The sequence below is a fragment of the Dehalobacter sp. DCA genome, assembly GCF_000305775.1.
In the GTDB taxonomy this organism is placed as follows: Bacteria; Bacillota; Desulfitobacteriia; order Desulfitobacteriales; family Syntrophobotulaceae; genus Dehalobacter; species Dehalobacter alkaniphilus.
On the sequence record NC_018866.1, the window covers coordinates 1,746,193 to 1,760,008 of the forward strand.

Sequence of the window (13,816 nt, forward strand, 5' to 3'; positions counted from 1 at the left end):
CGGGTCTGCTCCTTCATGATGTGTTTTATACTCGTCCACATGAAATTATATATTTCTCTGCCTATTTAAGCAAGCCTAGCCCATAAAATGCTGATTGCAGAATGCTGTTGAAACAGCTCCAATAAAATATGGACAAAATCTGATTACAGAATAAATAAAATAAAATTCAGGAAAAATAAATTAATTTGAAAAAAAGTTTAAACGTATTATAATGTTAAAGGTTAAGTCCTCTTCACACGCAGGACGATTGGCAAGTATTACTTCTTTAAGATTTCGATATGCAAATACCAATATTCTTATTTATGTTCTTACTTGTTAAGGAGAAAGAATTAGATTACGACAGGAGAAATTGAATGTACGCTGACCATTTAAGAAATTTGGCAATTATTGCCCACGTCGATCATGGCAAGACAAGTCTCGTCGATGTCATGCTCAGACAAAGCGGAGCGTTTCGCTCCAATGAACAAGTCGAAGAAAGAGTCATGGACTCCAATGATCTGGAGAAGGAACGCGGAATTACCATTCTGGCTAAGAATACTTCCGTAAACTGGCAGGGTGTCAAGATCAATATTGTCGATACCCCTGGGCATGCCGATTTTGGTGGAGAAGTCGAACGCGTCCTGAAAATGGTCGACGGTGTGCTTCTGGTTGTTGATGCGTTTGAAGGCCCGATGCCTCAGACCAAATTTGTGCTTCGTAAGGCTTTGGAACTGGATTTGAAACCCATCGTCGTCATTAACAAAGTCGACCGGCCTGAAGCGCGTCCCTACGAAGTTGTCGATGAAGTTCTGGAGCTGTTTATGCAGCTGGGTGCGAGTGATGAACAACTTGATTTTCCAATCGTTTATACTTCAGCCCGTCAAGGAAATGCCGGTTATGAACCCGGGGAAATGACTGAAGATCTGGTCCCGTTATTCGAAACGATTCTGAGAGAAATTCCTGCTCCAGAATGCGATCCCGACAGTCCTCTGCAGATGCTGGCAACAACACTCGACTATAACGATTACCTTGGCAAGATTGCTATCGGACGTGTCTTCCGGGGCAAGCTGACTGCTAATACTCAAGTCGCTGTGATCAAAAGAGACGGATCGATCGAGAAAGTCAAAGTCGGTAAAGTATTTACCTTCCAGAACTTAGGTCGGGTTGATGTACTTGAAGCAAATGCCGGAGACATCGTAGCTATCAGCGGCATTCCCAATATCAATATCGGAGAAACCATAGCTGATCCGTTGAATCCTGAACCTCTTCCGATGATTGAAATTGACGAACCTACCCTGACCATGCTTTTCATGGTCAATACCGGTCCTTTTGCCGGAACAGAAGGAAAACATATCACGTCCCGCAAGCTTAGGGAAAGACTATTTAAAGAGATTGAAACAAATGTTAGTCTCCGCGTGGAAGAAACTGAAAACATGGACTGTTTTCAAGTATCAGGACGCGGAGAGCTGCACCTGTCCATCCTGATTGAAAATATGCGAAGAGAAGGCTTCGAACTGATGGTCTCGAAACCGGAAGTTATTCTGAAGGAGATTGACGGTGTCAAATGCGAGCCATTTGAGCATCTGACTTGTGATATTCCTGATTCGTGCACCGGCACCGTGATTGAAATGCTTGGCACCCGTAAAGCTGAGATGCAGAACATGGTCAACATGTCTGGTGGAGTTACACGCCTGGAGTTTTTGATTCCGGCACGCGGATTGATCGGCTTCAGGGGGGACTATCTTACCGAAACCCGCGGGGAAGGAATCATGGCTCATGTCTTCCATTCCTATCAACCATATAAGGGCGATATTCAAGGCCGCAACCGAGGAGTCCTGGTCGCTTCAGATCCGGGAGAATCCACCGCTTATGCACTGTTTCAGCTGCAGGACCGCGGCAGAATGTTTATTGATCCCGGAACCAAAGTCTATGAAGGTATGATTGTCGGTCAAAGCAACCGCGAACAGGATATTGATATCAACATTGCCCGCAAAAAGCAGTTGACCAACATGCGCTCCAGCGGAGCCGATGAAAGCCTGAGACTGGAACCGGCAAAATTGCTCGGTCTGGAAGAAGCCCTGGAATATATCAATGATGATGAATATGTAGAAATTACACCCATCAACGTTCGCCTACGCAAAAGATTTTTAGACAAAAACACCCGCACCCGTTATGAAAAACAAAAGAATATGAGCGGAATCTAATCCTCAAATCAGAATACCTGACAATGAAAAAGCCTGATCGAGAATCCTAAATCCCTTTCCAGATGATTCTTGCATCAGGCTTTTTTGTTTTTTGATTTTTAACCTGGTCATCATTAACTAGGCACATATTATTTTATTTTACCATAATATGGAATGTAAAAGGACAAATTTTAAAAAATCAGGTGATCTATAATGGTTTTTGAGCTTTTGCTGGCTTTAAGCCTCCGTTTTTTTCTATTTGACTTTGTCTTATTTAAAAAGATCAGAGATGCCCTTAAGCAGAAAGGCTACTTTTTCTGCAAGCTGTTTGGCTGTCCATTCTGTCAGGGTTTCTGGTGCGGTTTAGCCGTTTTCTTATATTACCATTCGCTCCAGCCTGACTTGCAGCAGTTCATTGCATTCTTGGGATTCGGTTTTATCTCTGCTTATCTTGGTCTTGTCTCTGCCGTAATCATTGACCCACTTATTCAAAGATATGAGCGGAATACCGGTATACCACTTCAATAAAGCCTGTAATCAATATTAGAGGGACCATTATTATTGAAACGAAAGTAACAAGAATGGAAAAGAGGGGACAAAGTAGCGTATCCCCCCTCCATTTTTCCTGTTATTCTTTGATGAAGGTCGCACAGTCAGTCTGCTCGGAATCAGCTGCATTCCGGGGCTGCACTTCAATTTTTTCAGCTGTACAGTGATCCCCATCCATATAATAATAACAGGTATTGACCACACATCTGATTCCAGTGTTAGGTCCTTGCATCTTCTTGGCTTTCATCGCAAAAATACCTCCGTTTTAATATTTTCGTTTTATTATGGACCGCTAAAAAGAAAATATTCTGTGGCCGGAAAGGTAAATTCTGTGCTTAATTTTTATGTAAAAAAATAACCTGACATTCCATCAGGTAATTTGATCCGACTTGCTTTGGGCAATCAGCTGATATTTTTGTTCCCTAGTCAATTGTTTGATGCTGTATTCCCTTTGAAATGCTTCCGGTTTGGATGCCACCTGTTCCAGATATTTGAGGACAACAGGAAACCGTGACCGGGTATATTTTGCACCCTTACCCCTGTTATGAGCTGTCAGCCTCTTCTGTATGTCCACAGTCCAACCCGTATACAGTGTCCCATCTTTGCATTCTACAATATAAACATAAAACAATCCGGAAGCCCCCAAAAAGAAAAAGATACGCATGCTATCTAAAGCTTCAAAATTTAAGCTTAACAAAACAGTTAAGTTAATTTAATCTGGCTCAGTTGGCTTAGCAACTTAGAACTCAGTCCGACTCAGCCAATTGTCCAAGGTCGAAAGACGTCTGCTGGTATACATAGTAGTTCAGCCAATTTAAAAACAGTAAATTGGCATGTCCTCTCCAGGTGACCTGAGGCATTCTCTTCAGATCATCATTAGGAAAGTAATTATTGGGGACCGCGATATCCAGGGCTTTATTCACATCCCGATCATACTCGGTTTTCAGCGTAAGCGCATCATACTCGGGATGGCCGGTAACAAAAAGATGTCGGCCATGCTTCCCGGCGACCATATAGACACCAGCGTCATCCGACGTTGCCAGGACTTCCAGTTCCGGATGCTTTTCAATGTCTTCAATCCGGACTTCCGTATGGCGGGAATGCGGTGCATTGAATACTTCGTCAAATCCCCGCAGAAAATTATTGTTGTTGTTATGACTGATAATCTTATGGTTGAATATCCCAAACATTTTACTGTCAAGCGGATATTTCGGAATCCCATAATGATAGTATAATCCCGCCTGGGCTCCCCAGCAGACATGTATGGTTGAATAAACGTTGGTAAGGCTCCACTTCATGATCTGTTTGAGTTCATCCCAGTAGTCTACATCTTCAAATTCCAGATTTTCGACCGGTGCACCGGTGATAATCAGACCATCAAATTTTTGATCTTTCACTTCATCAAAAGAGCTGTAGAACCTGCTTAAATGCTCTTCCGAAGTATTTGCAGGCTTATGCGTCCAAGTGTAGAGCAGTGTTATCTCTATTTGCAGAGGTGAGTTGCTCATCAAGCGCAAATACTGCGTTTCGGTAACGATTTTGGTAGGCATTAAATTAAGCAGTGCTATTCTTAAAGGACGAATATCCTGGTGCTGTGCCCGGTCTTCACCCATAATAAATATATTTTCATTCTCCAGGATTTCTTTTGCCGGTAAATCGTCCGGAATTTTGATCGGCATTAGCTTTCCTCCTCAAGTTCAGTGTCAACAGTATTTGCTCAATTGCATGCTCCAATAGAACAGTATAACCTATTTTCACTGAGAATACCATATTTTCAAAAGGCCTGTCTCATAATGAAAAACTGGCATTCCATTTAAGACAGACGGTTTTTAAAATCCTCATAGCCGAAGCTACGGACAGTCTGAATGGTACCGTCAGCCTTGTTCAGGACAATATCCGGCAGCCGTATCCCATTGAATGTATTGTTTTTGACCATGGAGTAAATTGCCATATCACAGAAGACAAGGCGGTCTCCGGGATTTAAGGCCCGATCAAATGAATAATCCCCGATGATATCGCCGGCCAGGCAGGTTGGCCCCCCAAGACGGTACGTAGTTTTCTTTTCTCCGGGCTGCCCTGAGCCAACTATCCGGGGACGGTACGGAACTTCCAGTACATCCGGCATATGACAAGCAGCTGAGGCATCCAGGATAGCAATGTTCATACCGTTAAGCAGCGTATCCAGCACGGATGAGACCAGAAAACCGGCATTCAGCGCGATCGCTTCGCCAGGTTCCAGGTACACGGTAATGCCATAGGTTTCCCGCAGACGCTTGATGGTCCGAATCAGAAGCTCCCGATCGTAATCTTCACGTGTAATGTGGTGCCCCCCACCAAGATTCAGCCATTTCATCCCAGGCAAGAACTGACTAAACGACTTCTCAAAGGCTTCAACCGTTGTCACCAGCGCATCGGCATTTTGTTCGCACAACGTATGCAGATGCAGTCCGGAAAGGCCTTTGAGCCGATCCTGCTTAAAGTTTGCCCTGGTCACACCGAGTCTGGAATAGGGTCCGCACGGATCATACATGCCATGACCTTCCTGGGTGGAACATTCCGGGTTGATCCGCAGGCCGCATTCTGCCCCTGCGGCAAGCGCCAGCTTACCAAACTTATCCCACTGAGAAAAGCTATTGAATATGATATGATCAGATACAGTCAAGATCTCATCGAATTCATCCTCCCGGTAAGCCGGGCTGAAAATATGCACTTCTTTGCCAAATTTTTCGCGGCCAAGCTTCGCCTCGTACAAACCGCTGGCTGTTGTTCCGCACAAATATTGGGCAATCAAAGGGTATACCCCGAACATTGAAAATGCCTTCTGGGCGAGCAGAATTTTTGCTCCGCTCTGTTCCTGAACGTCTTGTAAAATTTCTAAATTTGATATTAACAGATTTTCATCAACCACATAGCTCGGAGTTGGAACACGGTCAAACCAGTTCTCCGCATTTTCTGTTTCTACAGCCTTCTGTTCAGTATTCTGTTCTCTTGCGTACAGATCCATTATTGCGTTTCCCATCAGGGTACCAGCGCCGGATTGAAGTCTTCTTCCCAGGGCAGACCCCATTTATTGAGTGCTTCCATAAAAGGATCGGGATCAAACTCTTCCATATTATAAACACCAGGTTTCGCCCAGGTACCATTCATAACCAACATCGCCCCGATCATCGCCGGCACGCCGGTGGTATAGCTGATGGCTTGGCTTCCTACTTCTCGATAGCACTCCTCATGATCGCAGATGTTATACAGATAGTAGGTTTTTTCCTTGCCGTCTTTAATTCCCTTGAAAATGCAGCCAATATTGGTTTTGCCCTTGGTACGCGGACCAAGGGAAGCCGGATCCGGCAGGACAGCTTTTAAGAACTGCAAAGGGATGATTTCCATTCCATTATAATTAATAGGCTCAATGCTCGTCATACCAACGTTCTCGAGACATTTCAGATGTGTCAGGTAGCTTTGTCCGAAAGTCATAAAGAAACGGATGCGTTTGATGCCTTTAATATTCAGCGCCAGACTTTCCAATTCCTCGTGGTGCAGCAGGTACATATCCTTGACGCCGACACCCTTGAAATTGTACGCTCTTTTGATCTCCATCGGCTCAGTTTCTGCCCAGTGGCCGTTTTCCCAGTAGCTGCCTTTAGCCGTGACTTCCCGGATATTAATCTCAGGGTTGAAGTTTGTTGCAAATGGATAGCCATGGTCGCCGCCATTACAGTCGAGAATGTCAATCTCATGAATCTCATCGAAGTGGTGCTTCAGGGCGTAGGCACTGAATACCCCGGTAACCCCCGGATCAAAACCTGAACCGAGCAAGGCGGTTATCCCTGCTTCTTTAAATTTCTCCCGATAGGCCCACTGCCATTTATATTCAAAGTGGGCAGTCTCCTCAGGCTCATAATTGGCGGTATCTACATAACTGGTCTTTGTGGCCAGACAGGCATCCATAATATGCAGGTCCTGATACGGTAATGCCAGATTCAGCACAACATCAGGCTTTTCTTTGTTGATCAGCGCGATCAGTTCTTCCACGTTGTCAGCATCCACCTGGGCTGTTGTGATTTTTGTTTTACCTCTGCCCAGTTTTTCCGCTAAAGCATCGCATTTTGATTTCGTACGGCTGGCAATACACAGTTCACCAAAAGCCTCTGAATTCTGGCAGATTTTGTGGATTGCCACACCGGCGACGCCGCCGCAGCCGATAACGAGTACTTTTCCCATAGTAATTCCTCCAATCGCTAAAATGATTTTTGCCCAACTCAAAAAACTTGTACCAAAATAAAAAACACTTAGAAGCGGTACTGCAAAACAGGGCAGTACACCACACCTAAGCGCGACGATCATGAAAAACTTGTTTATTTGGCTCTATTTACGTCAAGGGCGAAGACCCTTTCCATTTAGAGTTATTTATTCAGCTTTCGAGGTTTCAGAGTCTATATAGCAAGGAATTACTTTTACTACTCTTATTGATCGTTTCACAAGTGTGATGTGCAGCGGATTTGCACACGGCTATGAATTAGCCAACTCATAACGCTTCGAGCCGCCCCGGCTCAATCAATAAGGCAACAAAGTTGCCAACTTCGGCTTTTGACCCGGCTGTCCGTATGGCCTTGGTCCTCTATAGCTTCTGCAGAGAACGGTCAAAAAATTCTTTGCTGAAAAGGCTCTACTGCCTCTTTTCGCAACTGAAATTATATCTAATATTTCAAGATATTTCAATAGTTTTTATAAATTAGTAACAAGCTTCAAATTTTATATATTTTTGTTACCCCATTCGATTTTATAGCTACTTATGAATCTCGTGTACTTCTTCCATCAGGGCAAAACTTTAGCATTTAATAGTTTCTCGGATTGTACCTCCTCCTAAGACGCTTTCTCCGTCGTAAAATACGACCGCCTGTCCGGGAGTCACCGCACGCTGTTTTTCTCCAAAGATCACTACGGCTGTCCCATTTTCCAGAGAATTGACCACCGCGGATACTTTTGGCGCATTGTATCTGATCTTCACCAGGATGTTTTGAATCTGTTCTGGAAACACACCGGAAATATAATGCACATTCTCAACATGCAGGCCTGAGCTGAAAAGCTCGTCCTTTGATCCGACCCTGATCGTATTGGTTTCAGCATCAATCGAAGTAACATAAACAGGAAAACCGAGCGCCAGTCCGAGTCCCTTATGCTGCCCGACTGTATAGCGGTATATTCCCTTATGTCTGCCGAGAATCATCCCCCGAGAATCAACGATAACCCCCTGGACATTCTTCAATTGACGGTATCCTTCAATAAAATCACCTGCTGTTCCCTCGACAAAACAAATATCCTGGCTCTCTGCTTTTTTGGCGACAGCCAGTCCTTCCCCTTCAGCAATCTGCCTGACATCCGCTTTGCGATATTCACCCAGGGGAAAAAAAGTATGGGCAAGCTGATCCTGAGTCAGATGATAGAGTGCGTAACTCTGGTCTTTCGTCTCATCAATCCCTGCTTTCAGCACCCACTGCTGTGTTTTGTCATCATACTCCTTCCTGACATAGTGCCCAGTTGCAATATAATCCGCCCCCAAACCACGGGCTTTCTGCAGCAAAGAATCAAATTTCAGATGCTTGTTGCATTCGATACATGGATTAGGCGTTCTTCCTCGAAGATATTCACTGCAGAAGTTGTCAATAACCTTGTCTTCAAACTCCTTCCTGAAATTCATCACGTAATATGGAATTTTAAGCTTCCAGGCCACTCTGCGGGCATCATTGACTGCCTCGAGGCTGCAGCACGCTTTGGCTTTGTCCTCCGACTGCGGCCAGATCTGCATGGTGACACCGATAACCCGGTATCCTTCTCTTTTTAACAACAGAGCGGCAACTGAACTGTCGACGCCGCCGCTCATAGCAACCACTACGGTTTTTTTCATATCCATTCTCCCGTTGCTTGATCATTGGTTCAGTTGAAATGAATTGCAAACAAATATTTTGTTATCCTGCCATCTTAAAGTCCGATATATTCCAAATAGACTCATCTAATCCCAATGGAAGAAGGCAAATGCTTGGCTTTTACCAAACATTTGCCCGACACAATTCTTATTGCCCGTAAGTTATTCGTTATAGTTTGGCAAAAGCCTGTTCCAGATCAGCAATGATATCATCGGCATCTTCAATTCCAATCGACAGCCGGATCATATCGGGTGTTACCCCGGCGGCCCGCTGTTCTTCCTCGGAGAGCTGGGCATGCGTGGTACTAGCAGGATGTATAACAAGGGATTTGGCATCTGCAACATTGGCAAGCAGCGAGAACAGCTCAAGATTGTTGATCAATTTTACTCCCGCTTCCGCGCCGCCTTTAATGCCAAATGTAAATATAGAGCCAGGGCCTTGCGGAAAATATTTTAACGATAAATCAAAATATTTATTGTCTTTCAATCCCGGGTAATTCACCCACGAAACCTTGAGGTGGTTTTTCAAATAATCAACAACTTTCCAGGTGTTGGCCACGTGCTGTTTAACACGCAAAGACAAAGTTTCAAGACCCTGGATAAACAGGAAAGAATTAAACGGGCTCAGTGCTGCGCCGGTATCTCGCAAGAGCTGCACTCTGGCTTTTAGAATAAAAGCCGGTGCACCCAATGTTGCATAAACCAATCCGTTGTAACTCGGATCCGGTTCTGTAAATCCAGGGAACTTGCCGCTGGCTGCCCAGTCAAATTTTCCGCCGTCAATGATCAGCCCGCCGATGGATGTGCCATGCCCCCCAATAAACTTGGTTGCTGAATGGACCACAATATCTGCACCGTATTCGATAGGTCTCAGAAGATATGGCGTTGCAAATGTATTGTCGATAATAAGCGGTATTCCGTTATCATGGGCTACTTTGGCAACTGCTTCAATATCGATGATATTGATCCCTGGATTGCCTATCGATTCAATATAAATGGCTTTGGTCTTCTCCGTGATGGCTTTCTTAAAATTCGCGGGATCATCCGGATTGACAAAATGGGTCTTGATCCCCAGCTTCGGAAGCGTAATCGCAAAAAGATTATGTGTCCCTCCATACAGTGTGCTGGCAGAGATAATCTCATCTCCGGCCCCGGCGATATTCAGAATGGCGTAAGTAATGGCTGCAGAACCCGATCCTACAGCAAGCGCCCCGACGCCGCCTTCGAGCGCAGCAATTCTCTGTTCCAGAACATCCGATGTTGGATTCATGATCCGAGTGTAGATATTGCCAGGTTCTGCCAAGGAAAACAAATCGGCGCCATGCTTAGCATCCCTGAACACATAGGATGTAGTCTGATAAATCGGGACGGCTCTGGATCCGGTAGTTGGATCCGGAACCTGGCCTGCATGAACCTGCAGGGTATCAAATTTCCAATTTTCTTTGCTCATATTAAACATCTCCTCATTATATATTCGTATTTTATTTTTTTGAATATTCAACTGATCTTTAAGTTTTATGTTTTGGGATCTCTGTTACCAGCCGCGTTCCTGCATTCGTTCGCTGACGCTGATCGTGGAGATCTCCAATCCCGGCATTGCTTCCCCTAGATTTCGGGATATTTCAGCTAAGGCCTCGGGTTCGTTATGGTGCGTCGTGGCCAGGACAATAGCCTTGGCGCGATTCCTCGGATTTGAAGACTTGAAGATTCCCGATCCTACAAAGATCCCATCTACACCCAATTGCATCATTAAGGCGGCGTCCGCCGGAGTTGCGATTCCGCCAGCCGCAAAATTCACGACCGGCAGCTTCCCGTTTTCGGCGACAGACAATACCAGATTATAAGGTGCTCCCATTTCTTTGGCGGCAGTCATCAGCTCTTCTTTCGGCATTGTCTTCAATCTTCTGATTTCACTCTGTACCGTCCGCATATGCCTTACTGCTTCCACGATATTCCCCGTTCCGGGTTCCCCTTTGGTCCTGATCATCGCTGCGCCTTCTCCGATCCGACGCAAGGCCTCTCCCAGATTGCGGGCTCCGCAAACGAAGGGTACCGCAAAGGCATGTTTATCAATGTGATACAGGTCATCAGCCGGGGTAAGGACTTCACTTTCATCAATATAGTCAGCGCCCAGACTTTCTAAAACCTGTGCTTCGACAAAATGTCCAATCCTTGCCTTGGCCATGACCGGAATCGTAACCGCATCCATGATCTTTAAAATAATCGTTGGGTCAGCCATTCTGGCTACCCCGCCGGCAGCCCGTATATCTGCCGGAACACGTTCCAAGGCCATAACTGCGCAAGCCCCAGCTTCTTCTGCAATTTTTGCCTGATCCGGAGTCGTCACATCCATGATAACTCCGCCTTTCAACATTTCTGCCAATCCTGTTTTCAGTTTCCATGTCCCTTTTTCTGTTTCGCTCATTATGGCCTCCGAAGTTATGCTTAGTTTTCATTGGTGTACGTTCTGCAAGATCATTAATAATATTATCTTCATCTACGCTTGCTTATAATCTTAACCCTCCTGGAATAGCGACGTACTCAGATAACGTTCTCCGGTATCGGGAAGAACAACTACAATCCGTTTCCCTTCGTTTTCCGGACGTTTAGCCACTTCCAGGGCTGCATAGGCTGCGGCGCCGGAGGAGATCCCAACCAAGAGTCCTTCCTCCCTGGCCAGCCTGCGTCCCGTTTCAAAAGCCTGTTCATTCGTAACTTTAATAATCTCATCGACGACCCCCAGATTAAGGACCTGAGGGACAAATCCTGCTCCGATTCCCTGTATCTTGTGCGGCCCAGGCTTGCCTCCTGATAAAACAGGTGAGTCATTTGGTTCTACCGCAATCACCTTTATATTAGATTTCCGTGATTTGAGAATTTCACCAACCCCAGTAACCGTCCCACCAGTACCAACGCCGCCTACGATAATCTCAACCTCACCGTCTGTGTCATTCCAAATTTCTTCGGCCGTTGTTTTACGGTGAATTTCAGGATTGGCCGGATTTTCAAACTGCTGAGGAATAAAAGAGTTCGGTGTCTCCTTTGCCAGCTCCATCGCCTTTTGGATGGCTCCTTTCATCCCCTCAGCCCCAGGGGTTAATACAAGTTCGGCACCATAGGCTTTAAGCAAGCTGCGCCTTTCAACACTCATCGTGTCCGGCATGGTCAGAATCAACCGGTACCCTCTGGCAGCAGTCACAAAAGCGAGGCCAATTCCGGTATTTCCGCTCGTTGGTTCAATGATCACCGAATTTGTATTGATCAATCCTTTTTCCTCAGCCGTTTTGATCATATGCAGCGCAATTCTGTCTTTGACACTTCCGCCCGGATTAAAGGATTCCAGCTTGGCTACAATCTCTGCATTTAGTCCGATCGTAAGTTTCTTTAGTTTAACCAATGGAGTTCCGCCAATTAAATCGGTAAGCCCTTCATAGATTTTACTCATATCAATACCTCCTCCTAAATACTATAATGTCTATGGTTTTAGTAGTGTTTAAAGACATCATAGTTATATTTCAGGAATTTGTCAATACTATTTCAAATTTAAATCGATTTAGATTGTCAAAGCGGGAGCGCCAAAAAAAATAGCCCCATGGCTGCGTAAACAACCATGGGGCAGGAAAGTCTATTTTTCGGGATTTGTTGATCATCCCGGCAATTGCGGTAAGCTGAACTCTAATTCTATCAAATGCAATAATGATCAAAGGAATTGTTCATTTTCTCATATTCAGCCATCAGGTCTGCCAATGTATACGAATCCAGCACCTTAACCATAGCATTTTTCAAATCGTCCCAAACGAGTTTAGTCACACACAATTCTGCTCTGGAACAAGAACCAGGATTACTGTCATTGACACAATCGACGGGAGAAATCGGTCCTTCCAAAGCCCTAATCGTGTCACCGACCGTAATACTTTCGGGCTCTCTGCTTAAAATATATCCTCCTTGGAATCCACGGATACTCTTAATCAGTCCATTCTGTTTCAATGTAATGAGCAGTTGTTCCAAATAGCGTTCAGATAAATCCTGACGTTCAGAAATACTATGAATGGTTACCGGACCAGCGTGCTCATTCAGGGCTACATCCAGAATCGCTCGAAGACCATATCTTCCTTTTGTTGATATTTTCAAGTTAACCCTTCTTTCCTTTCTTCAAATTTTCAAATTGCACTCAACCAGCGCCTCTTTAGCTATTTTCATCAAGTATCCAGGTCCAGCTCGTTTGTCAGTTCCATCTTATCTTTTTGCGTTTCCTGCCCCTTAAAGATTAGATCCGGATTTTTGATGATTACCCTGGTTCCAGGCGGGACAGATTGGGTGATAAACACGTTACTGCCAATAACTGAACCTTTTCCGATGATCGTTTCCCCGCCAAATATTGAGGCTCCGGAATAGACAGTCACATTATCTTCAATTGTCGGATGGCGCTTTTGGCTGCGAAGGCTTTGCCCGCCTCTGGTGGATAGGGCTCCCAGCGTTACACCCTGATAGATCTTAACATTATCGCCAACAATAGTAGTTTCGCCAATAACGACGCCCGTACCATGGTCAATGAAGAAATATTTGCCGATCTTGGCACCTGCGTGAATATCAATTCCAGTCTCGTTATGAGCAAATTCAGTCATTATCCTGGGGATCAACGGAACAGAGAGCAGGTAAAGCTCGTGCGCAAGCCGGTAAATACTGACTGCCAAAAGACCTGGATATGCAAAGATTACAAGCGCTTTATCATCAGCAGCCGGGTCTCCGTCAAAAGCAGCCTGTACATCCAGGGCCAGATATTCCCTTATTTCCGGGATTTTGCTCAAGAAATGCGAGCATATTTCTCCTGTCTTTTCACTGATTTCTATATCATCGCAAGATGCCGCATTGTCATGTTGATGCCTGAGCGCATGGGTTATCTGTTGATTCAGTTTTTCGTTGATCTCGATCAGCAGGTTTCCGACATGATATTCCAAAGTGCTTTCAGTCAGGTTTTGCTTGCCAAAATACCCCGGGAATAAAAGCTGCCGCAAGAGATGAATAATCTCGATGATAACATCCCTGTTCGGAAGCTGACAGGACAACTGGTTGTAGGGATTGGGTTGTTCCTGATAGCTGGAGACAATACGCGAAACAAGTTGATTCATTCGTGTGTTACGATTTTCCCTCATAATGATTCCCCCGAATATTTAAATTTACATAA

General features: G+C 45.0%; 13 protein-coding genes. 2 read left to right on the top strand and 11 right to left on the bottom strand.

What is annotated here, in order from left to right; translation table 11 throughout:
* Positions 1-353 precede the first annotated feature (353 nt).
* The gene (typA, locus tag DHBDCA_RS08370) at positions 354-2,183 is read left to right on the top strand and encodes a translational GTPase TypA (RefSeq protein WP_015043789.1); all 1,830 of its coding nucleotides are present in this window, start codon (positions 354-356) and stop codon (positions 2,181-2,183) included.
* A gap of 192 nt (positions 2,184-2,375) precedes the next feature.
* Entirely contained in the window at positions 2,376-2,690 is a 315-nt protein-coding gene (locus DHBDCA_RS08375) for a hypothetical protein (RefSeq protein WP_015043790.1), read from the top strand.
* 100 nt (positions 2,691-2,790) lie between these two features.
* Here the strand turns inward: DHBDCA_RS08375 and DHBDCA_RS14990 are convergent, their stop codons facing one another.
* The 11 genes from DHBDCA_RS14990 to DHBDCA_RS08425 all read right to left on the bottom strand — a co-directional run bounded on the left by DHBDCA_RS14990 (position 2,791) and on the right by DHBDCA_RS08425 (position 13,784).
* Positions 2,791-2,958 (bottom strand): DUF1540 domain-containing protein, encoded by a 168-nt coding sequence (locus tag DHBDCA_RS14990; RefSeq protein ID WP_015043791.1) that lies wholly within the window; start codon positions 2,956-2,958, stop codon positions 2,791-2,793.
* 123 nt (positions 2,959-3,081) lie between these two features.
* Positions 3,082-3,342, bottom strand: a complete 261-nt coding sequence (locus DHBDCA_RS08380; RefSeq protein WP_202951860.1) for a GIY-YIG nuclease family protein — start codon at positions 3,340-3,342, stop codon at positions 3,082-3,084.
* Between the two features lie 115 nt (positions 3,343-3,457).
* Positions 3,458-4,390 (bottom strand): homoserine O-acetyltransferase MetA, encoded by a 933-nt coding sequence (gene metA / locus DHBDCA_RS08385; RefSeq protein WP_015043793.1) that lies wholly within the window; start codon positions 4,388-4,390, stop codon positions 3,458-3,460.
* A gap of 134 nt (positions 4,391-4,524) precedes the next feature.
* Positions 4,525-5,715 (bottom strand): carboxynorspermidine decarboxylase, encoded by a 1,191-nt coding sequence (nspC, locus tag DHBDCA_RS08390; RefSeq protein WP_015043794.1) that lies wholly within the window; start codon positions 5,713-5,715, stop codon positions 4,525-4,527.
* Positions 5,716-5,729: 14 nt separating this feature from the next.
* Entirely contained in the window at positions 5,730-6,929 is a 1,200-nt protein-coding gene (locus DHBDCA_RS08395) for a saccharopine dehydrogenase family protein (protein ID WP_015043795.1), read from the bottom strand.
* 607 nt (positions 6,930-7,536) lie between these two features.
* Positions 7,537-8,613 (bottom strand): tRNA 2-thiouridine(34) synthase MnmA, encoded by a 1,077-nt coding sequence (gene mnmA / locus DHBDCA_RS08400; protein ID WP_015043796.1) that lies wholly within the window; start codon positions 8,611-8,613, stop codon positions 7,537-7,539.
* 187 nt (positions 8,614-8,800) lie between these two features.
* Positions 8,801-10,081, bottom strand: a complete 1,281-nt coding sequence (locus DHBDCA_RS08405) for a homocysteine synthase (protein ID WP_015043797.1) — start codon at positions 10,079-10,081, stop codon at positions 8,801-8,803.
* 84 nt (positions 10,082-10,165) lie between these two features.
* Entirely contained in the window at positions 10,166-11,056 is an 891-nt protein-coding gene (gene pdxS, locus DHBDCA_RS08410; RefSeq protein WP_015043798.1) for a pyridoxal 5'-phosphate synthase lyase subunit PdxS, read from the bottom strand.
* A gap of 90 nt (positions 11,057-11,146) precedes the next feature.
* Positions 11,147-12,076 (bottom strand): cysteine synthase A, encoded by a 930-nt coding sequence (cysK, locus tag DHBDCA_RS08415; RefSeq protein ID WP_015043799.1) that lies wholly within the window; start codon positions 12,074-12,076, stop codon positions 11,147-11,149.
* Between the two features lie 239 nt (positions 12,077-12,315).
* Positions 12,316-12,762 (bottom strand): RrF2 family transcriptional regulator, encoded by a 447-nt coding sequence (locus tag DHBDCA_RS08420; RefSeq protein ID WP_015043800.1) that lies wholly within the window; start codon positions 12,760-12,762, stop codon positions 12,316-12,318.
* 68 nt (positions 12,763-12,830) lie between these two features.
* Positions 12,831-13,784 carry a serine O-acetyltransferase gene (locus DHBDCA_RS08425; RefSeq protein WP_034378630.1) on the bottom strand — a complete coding sequence of 318 codons (954 nt, stop codon included), beginning with the start codon at positions 13,782-13,784 and terminating at the stop codon, positions 12,831-12,833.
* Positions 13,785-13,816: the final 32 nt, after the last annotated feature.